A 21,389-nucleotide genomic window follows, 5' to 3' on the forward strand; every position below is an offset into this window, starting at 1 on the left:
AACCTGCAGGAGCTGCGTCTCTTGCAGGTTTTTTATTTAAACACTTTTGATTCTATACTGCTCCCATTCCCCGTGTAACAGCTCAAGTGTCAGATCACTCGTCTGCCTCACAACCAGGTCAGCACCAATCATCGACTGTTCTTGACCGACTCCAACCGCAAACATCCCTGCGGATTTGATTGCGGAAATGCCTGCTTCTGCGTCTTCTATTGCCGCGCAATCAGCCGGGGAAACATCGAGCAGCGCTGCAGCTGTTAAAAAGATTTCAGGATCGGGCTTCCCCTTCGCAAGAGCTGCCGGGTCAACAATGGCATCAAAATCATCAATAATTGCCAAATGTCTTAAAATCTCGGGGGCATTGCGGCTAGAGGATGCTAACCCGATTTTTATATTTTCGTTTTTTAATTGACATAGAAGCCTGCCGATCCCCGGCAAAAGATCTTCCGGCGTCAATTTGCTGATCAGCGTTTGATAATATTGATTCTTTTGATGCATGAGTTCTTGTTTCTCAGCATTTGTATACTTTTTTTCCGCTCCGCCAAAAATAAGTATCCTTTCAAGTGACGCTTCTCGGCTGATTCCTTTTAGCCTTTCATTCATGTCTCTGTCAAAGGGGATATCGATTTGTTCTGCGATGTGCTTCCAAGCAAGAAAATGATATTCAGCTGTATCTGTTATCACTCCGTCTAAATCAAAAATGACAGCTCTCATATGCTAATGCCCATCACAGCTTCATAAGGTTTGAGGCTAATACTTTTCAAGTCAGCCGGCTCCTGCGGATAGTTCGAAATCAACACTTTCCAACGCTCATGAATCAGTTCCGGAGGCGCTTCGAACAGCGCCTTTTCTTCCGACAAATTCACAACGACGAGAAGCTTTTCCCCTTGATATTCTCGGAGGTAAGAAAAAACTTGCGGATCATTTTCCTGCAGCAGCTGATAATCGCCATATATGATGATCTTATATTGCTTTCGTAATTGAATGAGCTTCTGATAGTAATAGAAAATGGAATCTTGATCTTCCAAGGACTCTTTCACATTGATAGCTTGATAGCGGGAATTTACCGGTATCCACGGGGCTCCGGCTGTGAATCCCGCATGTTTTCCAGCATCCCACTGCATCGGTGTTCTCGCATGATCCCGTCCTTTTGTCATCACGGCTTTGAGAAACTCTTTTTCTGACATCGTTTTGTTTTCAACGACTAGCTCACGAATTGCATTTTTTATTTCAAGATCATCATACATCTCCAGCGGCATATCGCTGTTAACCATACCGATTTCTTCTCCCTGGTAAATAAACGGCGTTCCTTTCATGCCGTGCAGAACGGTTGCAAATGCCTTCGCACATTCCTTACGCAGCTTCCCGTCATTGCCCCAGCGGGAAATAACCCTCGGTTGGTCATGGTTTTCAAAATACAGGGTATTCCAGCCGACATTCATTAACCCGGTCTGCCACCTTGTCATCGTCTTTTTTAAGGCAACCAAATCGAACGGTTTGATCTGCCATTTCCCATTTGGCGAGTTTTGTTCTGTATCAATATCCATATGTTCAAATGTAAAGATCATATTCAGCTCTTGCCTGCTTGCGTCTGTATATTTTTTCGCCTCTTCAATATCAGAGCCGTTTGCCTCTCCGACCGTCATGCAGTCGTAATGAGAAAGCACTTCCCTGTTCATTTCTTGAATAAACTCATGAAGACGGGGGCCGTTAGAATGATAACGGCCGACGATATAGCTGCGGGTGTGATCCGTTTCGTAGTCCGGAAAATCGGTGTATTTGGAAATGGAGCCGATCACATCCATTCGCCAGCCGTCAACGCCTTTATCCATCCAGAATCTCATTACATCATAAACTTCCCGGCGAACGGCGTCATTTTCCCAATTTAAATCAGGCTGTTTTTTCGAAAAGTAGTGCAAATAATACTGTCCTGTCCTTTCATCGTATGTCCACGCCGAGCCTGAAAAGATCGATCCCCAATTATTCGGCTCTGAGCCGTCCGGTTTAGGATCTTTCCAAAAATAATAATCCCGGTAAGGATTGTCCTTCGATTTACGGCTTTCAGCAAACCAGGCATGTTCATCCGACGTGTGGTTCACAACCAAATCCATGACGATTTTCATTCCGCGTTTATGCACTTCATCTATCAGCTGAAACATATCTTCATTTGTCCCAAACTTTTCGTACATGTTTTTGTAGTCACTGATATCGTAGCCGTTGTCATCCTGCGGGGAATCAAACACCGGGGAGAGCCAGATGACATCCGCCCCGAGATTTTTGATGTAATCCAGCTTTTGAATCACACCTTGCAAATCCCCGAATCCATCTCCATTGGCATCATAAAAACTGCGCGGGTAAATTTGATAAACGACAGCTTCTTTCCACCATTCACTCATTAGGGATTCTCCTTTCACATCGTCCCTTTAGGACAACCGGTTCCGCATAAACTTTCATATGCAGCGGCTCGCCTTTTACAAGCTCAAACACGGCGCTCCTTTCGTCAACCGTCACATTGAGTAATCGGTTTCGATAATTGATGTTGAATGAATAGCCGTCCCATTCCTTCGGCAAAAACGGATGAAATGACAGCGTCTCATTCGCGGTGCGCATGCCCGCAAAACCGTGAACAATTGCCAGCCAGCTTCCCGTCATTGAAGTAATATGCAAGCCTTCTTCCGTATCATGATTGTAATTATCAAGATCAAGCCTTGCTGTGCGCTTATATAATTCGAGCGCTTTTTGTTCCAGCCTGAGTTCGGCTGCGAGAATCGCATGGACAGATGGCGATAGGCTTGATTCATGAACAGTCATCGGTTCATAAAATTCAAAGTGTCGCCGTTTTTCTTCCATTGTAAAACGGTCATTAAAAAAATACATGCCTTGGAGAACATCTGCCTGCTTAATAAAATTGGAGCGGAGAATTTTGTCCCATGACCAATTCTGATAAAGAGGCCGATCAGCTGGATCTAATTCATCAACTGTTTGCAGGTCTTTGTCCAAGAATGTGTCATGCTGAACGAAAATCTGCAGTTCTTCACTATACGGATAGTACATGTGCTGGATGATTTCTCTCCAGACGCTCAATTCTTCTTCCTGTATATCAAGAAGGCGGCGTTTCTCCGCTGAGATACTTTCGAGACTTTCTAATGTATACTCCAACGTCCAAGCCGCAATGACATTTGTATACCAATTGTTGTTAACGTTGTTTTCATATTCATTCGGCCCTGTGACGCCATGGATCATATACTTGTTTTTTCGTTTCGAGAAGTGAACGCGGTCGGCCCAGAATCTGCTGACTGCCACAAGAACGTCTATCCCATATTTCTCCATATAGCCGCGGTCGCCTGTATAATTGATATAATTGTAGATTGCATAGCAGATCGCGCCATTGCGGTGAATTTCTTCAAAGGTGATCTCCCATTCGTTGTGGCATTCATCCCCTGTAAACGTCACCATCGGATAAAGGGCCCCCTTCATCCCCAATTTTTCGGCGTTTCGTTTAGCAGGCTCCAACTGATGATAGCGGTACAAAAGCAGGTTTTTCGTCACCTCTGGCTCGGCTGTCGCCAAATACATCGGAACAGCGTAAGCCTCTGTGTCCCAATAGGCGGCACCTCCATATTTCTCGCCAGTAAATCCTTTCGGCCCGATATTCAAACGGGCATCGCCCCCGTAGTATGTCGAGAATAACTGAAAGATATTGTAGCGGATTCCTTGCTGAAGCTCCTCATCCCCTTTAATCTCAATGTCCGCTTTTGACCATCTTTCCTTCCATTGATCAGTGTGCCTCCGTTTTGCTTCTTCGTAACCGTTCTCAACAGCATTCGCCAAAAGCTCCTTAGCTTTCGTTAACAATTCTTCTTCCCGAAAATCACGGGAAGTCGTGACGATAATAAACTTTTTCAAAGATGCCTTCGTTTGGTAGCTGTAGCGATTCTCAACATACATCCCGGCTGTTTGAGAGCTTTCACTGACAAAGCCATCTGTCACGTTTGCCATTGCGGCTAAAACAGTAAAACGCGGTGTTCTAAATGGATTTTCGATCGTTTTTGCCGCTAAATAGCCGCTGTGGGAATCAGCCCCTTTCACTTCTTCCTGCCAAAACTGTTCTTGGTAGTTAGAATCTTCATTTGCCACATTTCCATCCAGGTATGGAACAAGCGTAATGACAGCATCTCCCGTCAGGCACTCCGCTTCATAATGAATCGCGCAAAGTTCTTTTACAGCAAGGCTAAGAAATCGCTCCGAGCTGATTCTGACGGTTTTATCCTGAATGCGGACAACAGCGCTTCGCCGCAGAATCCCCTCTTTCATATTGAGTTCCACCTCAAATGATTCGATTTGATTTTGATAGAGATCAATTTTTTCACCGTCAACATATAAGCCTATGCCCATAAAGTTCATCGCATTGATTACTTTACCGAAATATTCCGGATACCCGTTTTTCCACCAGCCTACTCGCGTTTTGTCAGGGAACCACACGCCTGCAATATATGTGCCTTGGTGACTGTCGCCTGAATATCCTTCTTCAAAATTCCCTCTGACCCCCATATAGCCGTTGGCAAGAGACGTCAGGCTTTCCAGCAGCCGCATGTGCTCCTTTTGAAATGTATTTGTTTTGATTTTCCATTCATCAATCTCAAATAACCGCTGATTTATCATCATTTCCTCCCGAATGTAAGTTTCCATTATCACGGCGGGTTTTTGTCAAATATCTAAATGCCAAAGTGATCATCAAAGTGACGCCGCACGAATGGATCATCAATACAGTAATTAAGTCAAAATGAACCAGGCCGATAGCAGCTGCCGCAAATGCCGGCAGTGCTGAAGCGCAAATCGCTATAGATGCCGCTTCCTTGAATGACGCAATAGAGACCATGTTTGATCTTTTTGTGATCCAAAGGCCTCCGGCAAGAACAACCGTTACAAACAGCTGGATCATAACAATCACCGCATATGCCAGGAGCATAATCATCGGCTTATACTGCGCCAACCACAATGTATCGATCAAAACCTCTACATCATGGGCGTTTGGATTCTCGAGCTTAACGTCCATTTTTGCATAGCCAACAGAAAACCCTGCTCCGTTTTGATCGGTCATTACCAGTCGATCAGGCTGAAATACGATGGCGTTGTCAAATCCCTTCACTTTCAATCGCCCATTTTCACCGCTTGTCTCATATTCATGCTTCATATCGACCGCCATCACATTCTGCCCATCTTCAATCCTCTCAGAGCTCTTCACGCCTGTTAGTTTTCCGTTTCTGATTTGAACACCTTGTAATTGATCAGCAAATGTATCATTCACCTTTTGAATCGCTGACGGCACGAAAGATGCAACGCTGAAACGATCCATTTTCAGAAACGAAACTGTCAACGGTGCCATCAAGGAGGCCGTTACAAACATAAAGAGAAAAGAGAGCTGCAGCCAGCTGAAGGTATTCCCCCAGCGGCAAACACCTGATGGAGATGCAACCGCCTTCAGGCAGCGGATGATAAAGCTTTTATTCTCCAGATTCTTCATTGAATTACCCCTTTGTTCCGCCGGCTGTCAAACCGGACACAAAGTTCTTTTGGAGAAAAAAGAATAGAACGCATATCGGCAGTGCGGCAAGGATGGCACCAGCCGCAAATAGAGCGACTTTTTGCTGCTGCGGATTTGAAATAAAGGACTGCAGCCCTACAGCAATGGTCAGCCTTTCCGGTGAGCGAAGCAAAAACTTTGCCAGCAAATAATCGCCAAACGGTGCCATAAACGCCCAAAGCGCTTGCACCGCGAGCATTGGCTTAACAAGCGGCAGAACGATTGAAGCGAAAATCCTCAGATGGCCCGCTCCGTCAATTCGCGCGGCTTCATCAATTTCTCTCGGCACAGTATCAAAATAACCTTTCATCAGCCACGTGTTCATCGGTATTCCGCCGCCGATATAGATGGCTGTCAAAAACCAGTATTGATCGAGTGCGCCTATCAGCATCGCCAAGACATAAAAAGCAGTCAGCGCTGCCATCGTTGGCACCATTTGAACGATTAAAAAGAATATCAGGCTCTTTTTTCTGCCTGCAAACCGATAGCGGCTGTACGAATACCCGGCAAGCGTCACGATTGTAACCTGCAAAACCATAACCGATAGCGCGATGACAAGTGTATTGCTGTACCAATTGAGATAAAGCGTTTCGTCAAATAGCCGCTTAAAATGATCCAATGTCCAAGCCCCCGAAAAATCGAGCTGAAAAGCCGCCGAATTCCCCACACGGAAGGCTGATGATGCCGTAATCAGCAACGGATATATAATGACAATACTTAAAAGCGTTAAAAACAAATACGTACAGATTCTACTAAGGAATCTGGCAGTTCTCGCGTTCACCTACATAACCTCCTCATTGCCAAAAGCATTCGATTTTTTGAAAGCAATCAGTGAAATTCCAATGACAATGAAAGAAATTAACAGTGTCACAGCCGCCGCAACAGAATATTGGGGTGATGTGCCTGTTGTCAGTTTATAAATCCACGAAATTAAGATATCGGTCGACCCGGCCCCGGCTCCCGCACTGCCTGGCCCTCCCTCATTAAATAAGTAGATGATCGAGAAATTATTGAAATTAAACGTATACTGAGTAATCATCACGGGTGCTGTCGCAAATAAAATCATCGGAAATGTAATATGCCGAAAACGCTGAATAAAAGTGGCCCCGTCAATCTTTGCCGCTTCATATAATTCACCTGGAATCGCCTGAAGCACTCCCGTTACCATGACATAAATATATGGAAAGCCGAGCCACGTCTGAATCATAATGAGGGCTGTCTTTGTCCAGAAAGGATCGGTCTTCCACGCGATCGCAGGCAGCTCAACAAACGGCAGATGATTGAATAGTGGAATCACCTGTGCATTCACCGCTCCTATGCTGTCGTTAAACATGTTGGAAAAACTCATGATTGTAATAAACGCCGGAACAGCCCATGGAAATAAGAAAATCATTCGAAATATCCGCTTGCCTTTGATAAAATCCTGATTGACGAAAAGGGCGGTCACAATACCTAAAATGATTTGCAGCGTTGTTGCGCAAATGGTCCAGATGACCGTCCAGCCGAGTACATTTACAAATGTTTCACGATAGGAGCCGAGGAAAAAAATATTCAAGAAATTCTTGAAACCGACCCAGTCAATCAGATGATTAGGCGGTATATGATAAAAATCATAGTTTGTACATGCAACAAACAGAGTCACCAAAACCGGAAAGATAATCACAAATACCATCATGATATATGCCGGCAGTGTAAAGAGATATGGAAACCCTTTATCACCGGCATAACTGAGCATATCCTTGGCCGATGTATTGATCTCCAAACCCGCCGCTTTCATTGCGGCGGTCTTACGCGAATCATGCATATTAAAGATATAGAACATGAGGAAAATCACCGTCACGATCAATTGCAGCGTGCCTTCAATCAGCATAAACAGCGAGTGGTCTTCACCGGCAACACTTCCCAATGTCATCAATCCGGTTAGCGCCTGAATACCGAAAACGCATAATTCAAAAGCAAACAAGCCTGTGATGGCAAGAAATAAGAGCCCCTTTGACAACTGCTGATTCGCAATCTGCCCAAGTCCTGGAATGATCGATAAAAGCCCTGCCTTTCGTTTTTGCTTTGCAAGTGTGTGATGTTTATTCATTTTTCCGCCCTCTATTCTCCGGACGCTATCCCGCCGTTTTATTTCACATACTTTTCTTTAATATTTTCCTTTATGGTGTTTACAGCATCATCCGCTGCTGTTTGTGTGGATTTTTTTCCTGAAGCTGCATCAAAAATCAAACTTTCCGCTCCTGTCCATACCTCAGCCATTTCTGGAATATTTGGAGTCGGCGTTGCTGTTTCATATTGTTTAATCACAGCTGACGTCAGTTCATTCTTTTGCTCATCGGCTTTCTTCCTTGCAGCAGTGTTGGCTGGAACTTCGTTTGTATCCTCATAAAAAGCGTAAGCATTGGCATCATTTGTAGCATACTCAATCCATTTTTCAGCCAACTCGGGTTCTTTTGTATATTTCGAGGCAACCCAGCCCTTCCCGCCGGCAAAAGGGGCGTATTCTTCTCCATTTGGCAATGTCGGAATGGGAGCTGCTCCGTAGTTCAATTTAGCTTCTTTATAGTTGGCAGCTGACCACGGTCCGCCAATGATCGCAGCCGCTTTGCCTTCTAAAAACATCTGTTGAATAAAGTCGTCTGCGCTTGAATTGTCTTGCATTCCTTTCGGCCAATAGGTTTTAAACCATTTCTCTGCATATTTCGCCGCTTCCACAGCCCCTTTGTTGTTCAGGCCGATGTCCCCGGAATCTGTGCCGTTTTTTCCAAATACATATCCGCCGTATCCAGCCAATAAGCCGTACGACATATAAAAGTCAGTCCATTTTGCTAAAAATCCGGTTGATTTTCCTTTTTCCGAAGCAAACGCGAATCGAGGATCCTCCATTAACTTTTCAAGGTCTTTAAATGTTTTGGGTGCTGTTTTTAAAAGATCTTTGTTGTAATACAAAATAAGTGTCTCAATGACTAGCGGCATTCCGTACACTTTGCCGTCAACTGTCACCTGCTGCATTTCTTTCTCTCCAAAGCTCTTTGTATGAGAGGGCTTAATGTCGAGCAAATGCCCCTGCTGTCCCAAACCGCCGATCCGGTCATATGCAGCAAGCATAACATCAGGCGCGTTACCCGCCGGGCCATCAAGAGGAAGCGCTTCCAACTGTTCGAACATTTGCTTTTCAACAATTTTGACTGTGACATCATTCTCTTTTTCAAACTTTGCTTTGATGCTTTCAATGTATTCTTTATACGTTTCCTCGACAGACACAGTCAGCACCTTTTTGCCATCAGCGCTTGCTGGATTTTTTGAACTTGAGCAGGCGGCAAGGCTGATTGCCAGAAATGATGCCGCCAATATGGCGAACCCCTTTTTAAAAAGAATCATCTCTTTTCCCCCTTCTATTTACGAAACTATAACAATTGTATTGTCCTGCAGAAAGCGGTTACAACAACTTTCGATTTGTTACCGATAACAGAATGTTATACTGGGGCGACAGCACTCAAAATCAAAAATTCCCCCGGCTGAACGGCAATGACATCGTGATGATGAAGCGGCTGCTCTGTCCATGCATCGCAGATTTTCTTATTCCTTTCAATATTCAAATCTCGTAAACTGACGTGTTGAACCGCATTCCCCTGATTAAAGAAATAAATCAGTATTTTTTCATCGAGAGTCCGCGAAAAGCTCATAAAATCATTTTTGTCATCCAGCAGCTTCCACTCAAGATGTCCTTCAGTCAACAAAGTGTTTTCCTGCTTGCGTAAAGCAATTAACCGTTTCATAAATCGCAGCATGTCCTGGTTTTGCTTTTCCGTTTCCCAAACCATACATTTCCGGCATAATGGATCATTTTCACCGTCCAGCCCGATTTCCGTTCCGTAATAGATGCATGGTGAGCCTGTCTGGGCAAACATAAAGGCCAGCAACGCGCGAGCTTTCTTCTCATCATTGCGGCATCTGGTCAAAAGGCGCTTTGTATCATGGCTATCCAGTAAATTAAACATCACCTCATTGGCCTGCTTCATCCCATTCATCAAATGTGCATTGATACGGTGGGCCATACGTGAGGCTGGGATCGTCTGGTCAGCAAAGTATTCATTCATAGGTTCTGTAAAAGGGTAGTTCATCACCGCATGAAATTCATCCCCTCTAAGCCAGGGTTCGGCAGAATGCCAGATCTCACCTAAAATATAAACATCAGGCTTTTCTGCTGATACAGCCTTCCTGAATGTCTTCCAAAAAACATGATCCACTTCATTTGCGACATCCAAACGCCAGCCGTCAATGTCAAATTCCCGAATCCAGTACAAAGCAATATCAAGCAAATATTTCTGCACCTCGGGATTGGCCGTGTTTAGCTTCGGCATATCAGCTGTAAAAGCAAACCTGTCATAATTGTCTTCTGTGACAGGAAAAGAGTGAATATGGAACCAGTCTTTATAGCGGGATTGAGCTCCGTTTTTGAGGACATCCTGCCATTGCGGAGATGCGCTTCCTATATGGTTAAAAACCGCATCTAGCATAATTCTCATCCCCCGCTGATGAAGCTGGCTGACCAATGTACGAAAAAGCTCGGGATCCCCAAAATGAGTATCAATAGAAAAGTAATCCAGCGTGTCGTATTTATGATTAGAAGGCGCGGAAAAGATCGGCGTCAGATAAATGCCGTTCACCCCTAAATCCTCTAAATAATCAAGCTTGTCAACAATCCCTTGCAAATCTCCTCCAAAAAAATCATTGACGCCCGGGTCCTTGCTCCCCCACGGCAATGCATTCTTCGGTGACAAGTCTTCTCGTCCATTTGCAAACCGCTCCGGAAAAATTTGATACCAAACCGTTGACTTAACCCATTCAGGCGCTTGAAATGTATCAGCCTCATGAACAAATGGAAATTTAAAATAATAATGGATCGTCTCCAATGTTTTTTCGTTATAAGGGCATACACCCGAGCTTCCGAAAAAGATATCTTCATGATCGTCTGTTACAACAAACGCATATTGTAAACGCCTAAATGGCGGCACCACTTCAGCAAACCAATAGTCATGCACGTCTGTTGCAGCAATTTTCTTCATCGGCTGCTCGTTTGCAGACCAGCTGCCGTCGTTGTACTCATAGGGATCACCCCAAATGACTCGAATGTGATCTGCATCATCTTTTTTCGTCCGAATCTTGATATGCACTGTCCGCCCATCATAAGAATAAGCATCAGTACTGAATGGCTGATGGTGAATCGCTGCATATTCCATCATGTTTCCCCCTTTGATTTCCGTGTTATTGAAGCCGGCTCATAGTTTGAAAGTATCATGACGGAATAGCAGGAACAATCCTTTTCCCCCTGTTACCGATAACAGAATAAGGCGCTTACAGCGTTGATTCTCGTACAATTAACTCTGGTTCAAAAAATAGGCTTCCTTGAGCAGCACCGTCTTCATTCATTTTTTTCAGCAACATTTTCGCACAGGCTTCTCCCATTTCAACAACAGGCTGTCTGACCGTAGTCAACCGCGGTGAGGAGATGCGATCAAGAAACACACCGTCATTCCCGGTAACCGCCACATCTTCTGGAATTCGCTTTCCAAGCGATTGTGCCGCACGAATGACGCCGAGCGCGATTCGATCAGATGCGCAGACAAATGCCGCCTGATTGTCCATGGATGTCAGCAGTTCTCTTGCAAGGCCTTCACTTTTCGTAGAACTGTTGTCGACCCGAAACATATTCGTCTTTTTAAAGCTTTTATTCATCGCCCGTATATACCCCTGTTCTCTTGCACGTTCGAAAGGCTCATCTAAATCAATGCCAAAAAAGACCACCTCCCGCTCACCCAGCCCCATCACATGTCGGGTTGCCATAAAAGTGCCTTTCTCGTTATTCACATCGATAAAGTCATAGCCCATTTCATTTTGCCCGAATACGACGAGCGGCTTCTCAAACGCTTTTATTACACCTTCAAAATCAGTCCTTCTCAAGCCGGTGGCAATAATGCCGTCACATTGGCCAATATTGAGAGAATTTCTTGTCACAAGCTGGAGAGCATAGTGATTGCGATCCAGCTCCCTGCTGATACCGGTCAGCAGGTTCATGTAATATGGTTCTGTCGTATCCATTTCCTCAAGAATCAATAGTTTCACAACCTGTGTTCTGTTTTGCACGAGCGCTCTTGCCGCATAATTAGGGATGTAATTCAGCTCTCTCATCGCAGAATGAACAAGCTTTTTCAATTCATCTGTCACCGTCTCAGGGTGATTGATCACTCGTGATACCGTCATTTTCGAAACATTAGCTTTTTTTGCCACATCTGACAACGTTGCCATCTTCATCCCCTCCTTATCTGTGCTTATTATCCAAACTAGTGAAAAAGTCCTCTTTTACTGCTAAATATACCATGCAGGCAAAAGAGAAATAAAAAAGAGATTTCCTTCTGGAAACCTCACATTGTTAAAAAACTCGGTTTTTAATACATTCTCTGCCCGGCAATTAGACCAAATACGTCCTTCACAATAAAGGATCTTTTTAAATTTCCGTCCACTTTTTCTCTAAAATCGGATAAGAATAATTCTGCATTTGCTCAATTAACTCATCCGGCCGTGATGAGCTGTGAATCAGCTTTAGGTGCGATTCGTTAGAAAACCCTTCTTGTATGCTGTATTTCACCATTTTCATCATCGGTTCAAAATATCCATTTACATTGTACAGTCCGATTGGTTTTTGGTGGATGCCGATCTGCGCCCAGCAAAGCACTTCAAATAATTCTTCATATGTACCGAACCCTCCCGGCATCGAGATAAAGCCGTCCGCCAGTTCGCTCATTTTGGCCTTTCGTTCATGCATCCCGTTTACTTCAATCAGCTCAGTCAGGTTTTGATGAACAACCTCCCCGCTGAACAAACCGCTCGGCATGACCCCGATTGCAGTTCCGCCGTTTTCCATAATCGCGTCAGCAATCGTGCCCATCAAGCCTACGCGGGAGCCCCCATAGACAAGCCCGATTCCCTGCTCAGCCATGTACGTGCCAAGCTCTGCCGCTTTTCTTTTATACGCTTCATTTCCCCCTGGGTTTGACCCTGCAAATACACAAATGGTTTTCATCTTGTCATCTCCGCATCTATATATCGTGTTAAATATCCCGAAAGACACTATATATTGTCCCATCTTCATGTGATAATATCAATATGAAATACATAAAGAATGCAGGAGTGATGATGTTGCAGCTGGCTGATGCAGAAAAATGGATGAAAGAGTTTTACGAAAAAAGAGGCTGGACAGAATACGGGCCGTTTATTCGGGTCGGCTTTTTAATGGAGGAAGCCGGAGAACTGGCCCGGGCTGTGAGGGCGTATGAAATTGGCAGAGACCGGCCGGATGAGAAAGAATCGTCACGCGCCGAGAAAAAACGAGAATTGATCGAAGAAATGGGAGATGTCATCGGAAATATCGCCATTCTTGCTGATATGTATGGTGTCTCTTTAGAAGACGTCATGAAGTCCCACCAAGAAAAACTGACAAAACGATTTGAGCATGCATAAAAAAAGCGGCCGCAATAGCCGCTTTTTTTAACCTGTGATTTCATCATGGTGATCAAAGAAATGCTGTTTTCCTATTTTGTGAAAAAGGCCTGTTTTATGCAGCAGCTCCTTCGGCTGCGATTGTAATCCTACAATCATCAGCTTTCCATTGTGGCGCTTAATTCGATTCATAATGTTCCCTAGCACCGCTTCAGCTGACGTATCCATATAGTGCACCTTATTCATGAGCAGGATGAGGGTTTTCGGTTTTTTCTGTACATGCTCCAGCAATGACGATTCAAGGGAATCAATTGATCCGAAAAACAGCGGCCCTTCTATTGCATACATGCTGACAGATGGATCTTCTCTCTTCGCCAGAACAGGATGCGATTCCTGATTGTGGATGCGGGTCGCTTCGCTCATTCTTCTGATAAAGAACACGAATGCAAGCAGCAATCCGGTTGCCACACCGATGATTAAGTCAAACAGAACCGTGAGGGCGAAGGTCGCCGCCAAAATAAAGGAATCAGCGTTTTTCAGTCTCAGCATATTTGCGACTTCCTTGCGCTCACTCATATTCCACGCGACCACCATGAGAATCGGTGCCATACTGGCAAGCGGCACATGGGAGGCATAAGGCGCGAATACAAGCAGGACAAGGAGAACGACTACACCGTGAACGACGCCGGAAACAGGGGAAACCGCTCCGTTTTTTATATTGGTCGCCGTTCTCGCAATCGCTCCTGTAGCCGGGATTCCGCCAAACAAGGGCGCTGCCATATTCGCAATCCCCTGGCCGACAAGCTCTTTGTTGCTGTCATGCTTTGAGCCCTTCATGTTATCAGCGACCATTGCCGACAAAATCGACTCAAGTCCTCCAAGAAGCGCGATGACAAGCGCTGCCGGAAACAGCATGACCATTTTATCCAGAGTAAGCTCAGGAAACTGAAATTCAGGCAAATGGCGGGGGATTTCTCCATAAGTTGACCCAATCGTTGCCATGCGGTCAGGGAAAAAGACAACCGCGACCACTGTGGAAATAAGAAGCGCCAACAAAGCGCCCGGCACTTTAGGCATCACCTTGGCGGATACAAGCAAAATGACAAGCCCGATCACAGCTGTCAAAATGGCATACACGTTAAAGGTGCCGAGCTGCTGCACAATTTCAAACATGTTGTGATGAAAGTTCTCATGTTTTTCAACATTTCTCAATCCGAGAAAATTAGCGATTTGTTCTGTAAAGATTAACACGGCAATTCCGGCTGTAAAACCGATGATAACGGGTTTTGGCACGAATTTCATTATTTTTCCGAGCTTAAACAGCCCGAACAGCACCAGCATCACTCCTGCCATAAACCCCGCAATCAGCAGATTTTCCAAGCCATACTGCATGATAATGCCGAATAAAATTGGGACAAAGGCGCCCGTCGGACCGCCAATTTGATATTTGGATCCTCCAAACAAAGAAATACAAATCCCAGCTATAACAACAGTGTACAGCCCATATTCAGGCTCGACTCCCGAGGCAATGGCAAACGCCATCCCTAATGGAATTGCCACGACACCTACTACGATACCTGCAATTAAATCTTTCTGAAATTTCTGCAAATTGTATCCCTTGAATCTCCCTGAGAATCGCATATTTTGCTATAACCTCCCTTATAAATGTGTGTTTATGAGCTCAGTTTCATAACCGTTAATGACCACATCTAGTTTTCCTGTTTCAGGATGAATGACAAGCCCGTGTACCGGCACCTTTTTCGGTAGCAACGGATGGTTCTTGATCAGATTCACACTGTGGGAAACGCTTTCTTCCACGCTGTGAAAGCCGGTCAGCCACGTTTTCAAATCAAGTCCGGCGCTCGTCAGCAAATTCAGGCAGCTATCCTCTACTCCGCGTTCCTTTGCTTTCTCAAGAATTGAGGAAGCATTCAGTCCTGACATTCCGCATTCATGGTGGCCGATAATGCATACCTCTTCAGCCTGCAATTCATAAATCGCCACCAGTATGCTTCTCATCACGCTTCCAAATGGGTGAGAAACGATGGCTCCCGCGTTTTTTACAATTTTAGCATCACCGTTTCTAAGCCCCATTGCTTGCGGAAGAAGTTCTGTAAGCCTTGTATCCATACAAGTGACAATGACGAGCTTTTTTGAAGGAAACTTAGTCGTTTTGTACGGTTCATACTTCTTCTCTCTGACAAACCGCTGATTGTGTTCCAAAATTGATGTTAAAGAAACCATTTGATTCATCTCCCATCCATATGTTTTTGCAAGCCTTCTTCCCCAGCTTACAGTAAGGAATTATAGCATAGGAATTCACTGCGAAAAGGCTTTCAAAAAAAGACACTATAATTGGACTGTAGAATCAAAACATAAACATTTATATCTTTCAAAGATAATAAAATTTATATTTATTGAATCCTATAATCTGGCTCCAACTCGATATTGATGATTTGTCTGACAAAAAATATAGGTGAATTCTGATAATTAAAAAACTTTTTTAAGCGGATTTAGCTGTCCGATCTCCATTTTAAGTTCAAAAGAACCAGAAATTGAAATAGACGCAGCCATATTTTTAACATTTATTTATTTCCGATATAATAAAATGGACAACAGCAATAAAGGGGGAGCCTTGTTGAAACCATTTGTATTTATCACAAAACCGATTCCTGAAGAGATTGAAGCATTCATCGGTGAACATTGCCGTTATGAAGTATGGCAGGAGGATACGCTTCCGAGTGATGTGCTATTTGAGAAATTAAAAGATGCGGAAGGGCTTTTAACGTCAGGAACGTCCGGACCGTCAATCAATCGTGAATTGCTGGAACACGCGCCTAAGCTCAAAGTGGTCAGCAACCAATCAGTAGGCTACGATAACTTCGATATAGAAGCAATGAAAGAAAGAGGAGTCGTCGGCACTCATACACCTTATACACTGGATGACACAGTAGCAGATCTGGCCTTTTCTTTGATTCTGTCTTCTGCCAGACGTGTTGCCGAACTGGACCGTTTTGTCAGAGCGGGAAAATGGGGAACCGTTGAAGAGGAAGCGCTTTTCGGCATTGACGTTCATCATCAAACGTTAGGCATTATCGGCATGGGCAGAATTGGCGAACAAGCAGCGAGACGCGCCAAATTTGGTTTTGATATGGAAGTGCTTTATCATAACCGCCATCGCAAACAAGAAACGGAAGACAGCATCGGCGTTAAGTACGCTGAGCTTGATACATTGCTGGAGCAATCTGATTTTATTCTGCTCATTACGCCGCTAACAGATGAAACGTACCATATGATAGGCGAACGTGAATTTAAGATGATGAAGGATTCAGCAATTTTCGTCAATATTTCCCGGGGAAAGACAGTTGATGAAAAAGCGCTGATTCGCGCCCTTCAGGAAGGCTGGATCAGAGGAGCCGGCTTAGACGTATACGAAAAAGAGCCTGTTACCCAAGATAACCCGCTCCTCCAGCTGGATAACGTTACGCTGCTTCCGCACATTGGTTCAGCAACAGCAAAAGTGCGCTTCAACATGTGCAAACAGGCCGCCGAAAATATGATCGCAGCTATTCAAGGACAAACACCGAAAAATCTTACAAGAGAATTTCAATAAATCAAAAATCCGGTCTGACACAGACCGGATTTTATATTACATACGCTGAAGAACAGCACGCTTATAAATATGGCGGGTAACGATATAATAAACAGCCTGGAACACAAAATAAATGAAGATGACAATTACAGCCTCAAAAAATAAGTTGGAATTCAGCATATTGCTTAACGCTGCATACGCAAAGCCGGCGTGAATTGTGCCCGCAATAAATGGGATGAAGAACAAAAATCCAATTTGTTTTCCAAGGATCGAGTGAATCTCTCTGTCTGTAATTCCCATTCTCTTTAATGCTAAACCTTGCACTCTTGTATCTTCTATTTCTGTAAACATCCGCAAATACAGCATGCTTCCTTGCACGATAAAAAACAGCACGCTGACAAACAGACCAATAAACAGCATTAACGCAACTCCCTGCTTCACGATTTGATAGCTTGGAGCACGCGTTTGAAAATCAGATATATGTTCTTTCGGCACCATGTTTTCAAGCTTTTCAGAGACATCCACCGTCTCCTGCCAATGCTCAAGCTCATAACCTACCACTCTCATCTGTTCCTTCAGCGGCACATTCTGTGACAGACTGTCAAAGCTCTTTTCGCTGACAACCAATAAACGGCTGACTCCATCGACTGACATCAATATCCCTTTGTTTTGCTGCTTTTTCATTGTGTAGGAAAGTATCTTTCCTGACTTCATATGAAATGCCGCTGTTTTCCCTTCTCCAAATGTGTCTTTCACCATCATTTGAAAAGGAACATTAATAAATGCTTCGTTTTCTTGTAAATGAATAACTGGAAACCCTTTTTCCTTTGCGACTAGATTATAGATATTTGCTGGAATCAGCAAGGCTTCCGTTTCTGTTTTCTTGTTTCCATACGGCAAATCTGATTGGAAAGTGACCGGAATCCCTGTTGTATCCACCTTATACTTGATAACAGCATGAGCTTTTTTCAATGTATGCTCAGCCGTCTCAGGCTTCATGACCTGAAATCGCGACGCGTCTTTTTCCACCCAGGAAACAGACTGAGGAATGCTTTGCTCCTCCTGCGTTTGTAAATCGGAATAAAACATATAGATGACACCTGTAGCTGTGAGTATGACCGCCGTAATGACAGAGGTTAAAAACAGCATGCGTGCATGATCCTTCAGCCTGAATATCATGTTGGAACGCACAATGATATTCGTGCCTTTATAGAAGCTTTGTTTCTTTCGGTACAGCATGCGGAAGAACGCCACACTGCTTTGGGTAAAAAAGAAATACGTCCCGATTAATACTAAAATCAAAATTGGAAAGACACGAAACATCATATCGATCGCATTGGCTGTTGCAGATAAGTAATAACCGCTGCCAAGACAAAGCAAAGACAGCACAGTGAGCCATTTCGAATAGACCGGCAGGCTTTTCGGCTTTTGGGCCGATTTAATCAGTTCAATGATTTCCAGCTTCCGAATCCGCCCCAGTGATAAAATGAGCAGCGTCTGAAACAGGATGAGAAAGCCGACAGCTGTCATCACAAACGCTTTCGGTACAATGGCAAACGAAATCGGCACCTTCACGCTGAGCATCCATGTCATGATCATAAAAAACAGTTTTGAAAATAAAAGACCTGCTCCAATGCCGGCCGCAATCGCTGCAAGAGAAATGAGTGATTGCTCATAATAAATCATTTTGCGAAGCTGCTGCTTTGATGTGCCAAACAGCGTCAGCAGGCCAAACTCTTTCTTTCTTGCCTGCAAAAAAGCCGAATTGGAATATGTGATGAAAAATATACAAAACACAATGATGACGACAAGAGCTGCACTCAAGCATGTTTTGACAAGGCTTCCGCCATATATATTGTCTTCATTGACATCAGGATGAAAAATAAAAGATGTGAAGACAAAAAACACTGAAACGGCAAACACACAGCTTAAAAAGTAGGCGACATATCGTTGCAGATTCCCAAGAATGTTTTTACGGGCGATGGTTCTCAAATTCATGAAAATCGCCTCCCAACACACTCAAGGTATCCAATATACTTTGATAAAACACCTGCCTGTTTGTTCCTCTGTGAATCTCTGAAAAGAAACGTCCGTCTTTAATAAACACAATCCGTTTACAGAAGCTTGCCGCTGTGGCATCATGCGTAACCAATAAAATCGTCGCTTCCTTTTCTTCATTCAGCTGAGCCAGTGTGTTCATCACTTGCTTTGCCGATTTTGAGTCGAGGTTTCCTGTCGGTTCATCTGCAAGAATGAGGGCCGGATTGTGAATAATCGCTCTGGCACAAGCTGCCCGCTGCTGCTGCCCGCCCGACACCTCGTATGTCCGGTGGTCAAGAATATGCTTGATTTGCAGCGTATCAGCCAGTTCATCCAAACGGGCTTCCATTTCTTTCAGCTTTACCTTATCCAATGCGAGCGGCAAGAGAATATTTTCACGTATCGTCAGCGTATCAAGCAGATTAAAGTCCTGAAAGACAAAGCCTAGTTCTCTTCTGCGAAACATAGCTAAGTCCTGGTCCTTTAACGTTTTCGGCTGAATGCCGTTGATCATCATCTCGCCCTGCGTCGGCTTATCAATGGTAGCCAGCAAATTCAGGAGCGTGGTTTTTCCGCTTCCAGACGGCCCCATAATCCCGACAAATTCTCCTTTTGCCACACTGAGATCAAAGCCGCTGAGCGCTTGATATGAGATTGTCCCTTTATTTGAATAGTACGTTTTCGATAGGTTCGTTGTTTGCAACACGTTCATGTTCTGCTCCTCCTTTTTCTTTATTATAAAAAGGAAGTCAGCATCCTCCCATCGAACTTTCTTGCAATTCCGCTCCCCAACCTTACAATGCTGTCACATTCACGAGGGTGTCACTTGAAAACACGATGGTCATCACAGTGCCAGCTCCTTCTTTTGATTCCGCATACAGCTTATGGCCGAGACGGCTGCACACCTGTTTTGCTAAATAAAGGCCCATTCCAGTTGCCTCTTTCATGGTTCGTCCGTTTTCTCCGGTAAAAAACGCGTCAAAAATCCGCGGCAGATCCTGCGGCGGTATGCCGATTCCTTCGTCGGCAACCGACAATCGTGTCTCATGTCCCTGTGTTTCAATCCGGATTGTAATAGGGTCTCCCACACCTTGCTTTGAATATTTTAAAGCGTTGAAAAGGATTTGCTCGACAACAAAGGAAAGCCACTTTTGATCACTGGAAATCTGAACGGCATTTGGCGGCACATGTAATGTTGGAAAAAGGCGCCGTTTAATAAACTGACGTTTTTCCTGATTAATCAGTGAACGAACCATTTCTGCCAAATCAAAGGTTTGCGGTTTTACATCAAAGGAAAATTCCTCCAGCCGAGCCGTTTGCAGCATCATATCAAGACCGTGGCGAAATCTCTCATTCTCATCCTCCAGCTCCTCTAAAAACGTCGGAAAAGAGGGTGCGGTTCCGCTTTTTCCTTCCTGAATCATTAAGGAAATGACGGATACCGGTGTTTTCATATGGTGGACCCATTGATTGGTGAAGGTATAATGCTGCTTTTGCTGATTGATATATTGTGAGAACCTGCTTTCGTATTGCTGTCCGAGTGCGTTGATCATTTTCGTCCAAAGCGCTTGCTCTCCTGTTCTTGGCTTTCGGGCTTTCAAAGACTGTCCGATGTCATTTGCAGCAGACGCTTGTTCTGCAAGCTTTTTGACATAGGTAAGAAAGGAAAATTGCCGAACGTAATCAGCTGCAAAACCTGCGGCTAAAAGAGCACCGGGCAAAATCCATATATACACCATATTTTCTTTAGATGGTTCTGCGCCGCTCTCTATGATGCTTAAATACGCAATCAGCATGCTGGCCCCTATCCCTAATAATGAAAATAGTATAATGGCGAAACGGTCGATGAGATACGTCTTTAACACTCCGCTTCATCCTTCCGATTGACTTGAAATTGATAGCCTTGTCCTCTGATTGTTGAAATACAATCTTTCAGTCCGGCATTCTCCAGTTTTCTCCGCAGCCGGTTGACATTGACCGTTAACGTGTTGTCATCGACAAAATCAACGTCATCCCATAACGCCTCCAATAGCACATCACGGGAGACAATTTTTTTGTGCTCCCTTACAAAAATCGAGAGAAGCTGGAATTCTTTTTGGGAAAACAAAATCCGGACGCTGTTCCACTCCGCTTCATTCTGATCAGGATAAATCGTCAGCCCGCCAAGTTCCACTATTCTTGATTCCTGCGGCAAAGAGGGCGAATATTCACCATATGTGCGGCGCAGGACGCTTTTGATTTTGGCCATCACTACCTCTAGATGGAACGGCTTTGTGATATAATCATCGCCGCCATTTTCAATCGCCATTACCTGATTCAGCTCATCGGTCCGTGCTGATATAAAGATAATCGGCGCATTAGAAATCGTACGTATTTGCCTGCACCAATAAAACCCGTCAAAAAAAGGCAGGTTGATGTCAAGCAGGACAAGATCAGGCTTCATTTCTGCAAATTCCAATTTTATATCATTCAGCTGTTCAGCAATTTTTACTTCATATCCGTATTTTTGAAGATGACCGCCCAGCAAAGAAGCAATCCGCTCATCATCTTCCACAAGCAAAATCTGATACACGTTGATCCCCCTTATATGTACATCACGATGATTTTTCTAGAAGATTCCAAAATTATTATAGCATGTGCAGAATAGTAAATCGGTCTTTTTCTTTTCGATATGAT

General features: G+C 44.2%; 18 protein-coding genes. 2 read left to right on the forward strand and 16 right to left on the reverse strand.

All coding sequences use genetic code 11. From position 1 onward, the window contains the following. Positions 1-36: 36 nt before the first annotated feature. The 10 genes from pgmB to MY9_RS17435 form a co-directional block, all read right to left on the reverse strand. Positions 37-711: a beta-phosphoglucomutase gene (gene pgmB, locus MY9_RS17390; protein WP_014665472.1), complete on the reverse strand. Its 675-nt coding sequence runs from the start codon at positions 709-711 to the stop codon at positions 37-39. After that, positions 708-2,393 carry an oligo-1,6-glucosidase gene (malL, locus tag MY9_RS17395; protein WP_014665473.1) on the reverse strand — a complete coding sequence of 562 codons (1,686 nt, stop codon included), beginning with the start codon at positions 2,391-2,393 and terminating at the stop codon, positions 708-710. The genes pgmB and malL overlap by 4 nt, the downstream gene beginning before the upstream one ends. Further along, positions 2,386-4,659 (reverse strand): glycoside hydrolase family 65 protein, encoded by a 2,274-nt coding sequence (locus tag MY9_RS17400; protein ID WP_040081737.1) that lies wholly within the window; start codon positions 4,657-4,659, stop codon positions 2,386-2,388. The genes malL and MY9_RS17400 overlap by 8 nt, the downstream gene beginning before the upstream one ends. Beyond that, positions 4,637-5,521 (reverse strand): DUF1189 domain-containing protein, encoded by an 885-nt coding sequence (locus MY9_RS17405; RefSeq protein ID WP_014665474.1) that lies wholly within the window; start codon positions 5,519-5,521, stop codon positions 4,637-4,639. Before MY9_RS17405 ends, MY9_RS17400 begins: the two co-directional genes overlap by 23 nt. Positions 5,522-5,525: 4 nt before the next feature. Further along, positions 5,526-6,362, reverse strand: a complete 837-nt coding sequence (gene mdxG, locus MY9_RS17410; protein ID WP_014665475.1) for a maltodextrin ABC transporter permease MdxG — start codon at positions 6,360-6,362, stop codon at positions 5,526-5,528. After that, entirely contained in the window at positions 6,363-7,670 is a 1,308-nt protein-coding gene (gene mdxF, locus MY9_RS17415; protein ID WP_014665476.1) for a maltodextrin ABC transporter permease MdxF, read from the reverse strand. It abuts the gene before it with no gap. A gap of 38 nt (positions 7,671-7,708) precedes the next feature. Continuing rightward, a complete protein-coding gene (gene mdxE / locus MY9_RS17420) occupies positions 7,709-8,962 on the reverse strand; it encodes a maltodextrin ABC transporter substrate-binding protein MdxE (RefSeq protein WP_014665477.1) in 1,254 nt (417 codons plus the stop codon). A 95-nt stretch (positions 8,963-9,057) separates the two neighbouring features. Next, positions 9,058-10,827, reverse strand: coding sequence for a maltogenic alpha-amylase (mdxD, locus tag MY9_RS17425; protein ID WP_014665478.1), 1,770 nt, complete (start codon positions 10,825-10,827; stop codon positions 9,058-9,060). Between the two features lie 112 nt (positions 10,828-10,939). Continuing rightward, positions 10,940-11,890, reverse strand: a complete 951-nt coding sequence (locus MY9_RS17430) for a LacI family DNA-binding transcriptional regulator (RefSeq protein ID WP_014665479.1) — start codon at positions 11,888-11,890, stop codon at positions 10,940-10,942. A gap of 199 nt (positions 11,891-12,089) precedes the next feature. Next, positions 12,090-12,665 carry a TIGR00730 family Rossman fold protein gene (locus tag MY9_RS17435; RefSeq protein ID WP_014665480.1) on the reverse strand — a complete coding sequence of 192 codons (576 nt, stop codon included), beginning with the start codon at positions 12,663-12,665 and terminating at the stop codon, positions 12,090-12,092. Positions 12,666-12,781: 116 nt separating this feature from the next. Here MY9_RS17435 and MY9_RS17440 point away from each other — a divergent pair, with 116 nt between their 5' ends. Then, positions 12,782-13,102 carry a MazG nucleotide pyrophosphohydrolase domain-containing protein gene (locus MY9_RS17440; RefSeq protein WP_041521427.1) on the forward strand — a complete coding sequence of 107 codons (321 nt, stop codon included), beginning with the start codon at positions 12,782-12,784 and terminating at the stop codon, positions 13,100-13,102. Between the two features lie 27 nt (positions 13,103-13,129). Here the strand turns inward: MY9_RS17440 and MY9_RS17445 are convergent, their stop codons facing one another. Together MY9_RS17445 and MY9_RS17450 are read right to left on the reverse strand one after the other, a co-directional pair. Further along, a complete protein-coding gene (locus MY9_RS17445; RefSeq protein ID WP_014665482.1) occupies positions 13,130-14,722 on the reverse strand; it encodes a SulP family inorganic anion transporter in 1,593 nt (530 codons plus the stop codon). 18 nt (positions 14,723-14,740) lie between these two features. After that, entirely contained in the window at positions 14,741-15,334 is a 594-nt protein-coding gene (locus tag MY9_RS17450) for a beta-class carbonic anhydrase (RefSeq protein ID WP_014665483.1), read from the reverse strand. A 382-nt stretch (positions 15,335-15,716) separates the two neighbouring features. On the opposite strand from MY9_RS17450, the gene MY9_RS17455 reads away from it, so the two are divergent. Beyond that, on the forward strand, positions 15,717-16,694 hold the full coding sequence (locus MY9_RS17455) for a 2-hydroxyacid dehydrogenase (protein ID WP_081483646.1): 978 nt from the start codon (positions 15,717-15,719) through the stop codon (positions 16,692-16,694). A gap of 36 nt (positions 16,695-16,730) precedes the next feature. Here the strand turns inward: MY9_RS17455 and psdB are convergent, their stop codons facing one another. From psdB to psdR, 4 genes are all read right to left on the reverse strand, one after another. Next, complete coding sequence (gene psdB, locus MY9_RS17460; RefSeq protein WP_014665485.1) at positions 16,731-18,671, reverse strand: lantibiotic ABC transporter permease PsdB; 1,941 nt, start codon at positions 18,669-18,671, stop codon at positions 16,731-16,733. Beyond that, positions 18,646-19,425, reverse strand: coding sequence for a lantibiotic ABC transporter ATP-binding protein PsdA (gene psdA, locus MY9_RS17465; protein WP_014665486.1), 780 nt, complete (start codon positions 19,423-19,425; stop codon positions 18,646-18,648). Before psdA ends, psdB begins: the two co-directional genes overlap by 26 nt. An 82-nt stretch (positions 19,426-19,507) precedes the next feature. Continuing rightward, positions 19,508-20,578: a two-component sensor histidine kinase PsdS gene (gene psdS / locus MY9_RS17470; protein ID WP_014665487.1), complete on the reverse strand. Its 1,071-nt coding sequence runs from the start codon at positions 20,576-20,578 to the stop codon at positions 19,508-19,510. After that, positions 20,572-21,285, reverse strand: a complete 714-nt coding sequence (gene psdR / locus MY9_RS17475) for a two-component system response regulator PsdR (protein ID WP_014665488.1) — start codon at positions 21,283-21,285, stop codon at positions 20,572-20,574. Before psdR ends, psdS begins: the two co-directional genes overlap by 7 nt. Positions 21,286-21,389: the final 104 nt, after the last annotated feature.

Origin of the sequence: Bacillus sp. JS (genome assembly GCF_000259365.1) — a bacterium.
Lineage (GTDB): Bacteria > Bacillota > Bacilli > Bacillales > Bacillaceae > Bacillus > Bacillus stercoris.

Bases quoted from the DNA above. Each gene is read 5' to 3' on its own strand.
- pgmB (WP_014665472.1), bottom strand. From the start codon at position 711: ATGAGAGCTGTCATTTTTGATTTAGACGGAGTGATAACAGATACAGCT.
- malL (WP_014665473.1), bottom strand. From the start codon at position 2,393: ATGAGTGAATGGTGGAAAGAAGCTGTCGTTTATCAAATTTACCCGCGC.
- MY9_RS17400 (WP_040081737.1), bottom strand. From the start codon at position 4,659: ATGATAAATCAGCGGTTATTTGAGATTGATGAATGGAAAATCAAAACA.
- MY9_RS17405 (WP_014665474.1), bottom strand. From the start codon at position 5,521: ATGAAGAATCTGGAGAATAAAAGCTTTATCATCCGCTGCCTGAAGGCG.
- mdxF (WP_014665476.1), bottom strand. From the start codon at position 7,670: ATGAATAAACATCACACACTTGCAAAGCAAAAACGAAAGGCAGGGCTT.
- mdxE (WP_014665477.1), bottom strand. From the start codon at position 8,962: ATGATTCTTTTTAAAAAGGGGTTCGCCATATTGGCGGCATCATTTCTG.
- mdxD (WP_014665478.1), bottom strand. From the start codon at position 10,827: ATGATGGAATATGCAGCGATTCACCATCAGCCATTCAGTACTGATGCT.
- MY9_RS17430 (WP_014665479.1), bottom strand. From the start codon at position 11,890: ATGGCAACGTTGTCAGATGTGGCAAAAAAAGCTAATGTTTCGAAAATG.
- MY9_RS17435 (WP_014665480.1), bottom strand. From the start codon at position 12,665: ATGAAAACCATTTGTGTATTTGCAGGGTCAAACCCAGGGGGAAATGAA.
- MY9_RS17445 (WP_014665482.1), bottom strand. From the start codon at position 14,722: ATGCGATTCTCAGGGAGATTCAAGGGATACAATTTGCAGAAATTTCAG.
- MY9_RS17450 (WP_014665483.1), bottom strand. From the start codon at position 15,334: ATGAATCAAATGGTTTCTTTAACATCAATTTTGGAACACAATCAGCGG.
- psdB (WP_014665485.1), bottom strand. From the start codon at position 18,671: ATGAATTTGAGAACCATCGCCCGTAAAAACATTCTTGGGAATCTGCAA.
- psdA (WP_014665486.1), bottom strand. From the start codon at position 19,425: ATGAACGTGTTGCAAACAACGAACCTATCGAAAACGTACTATTCAAAT.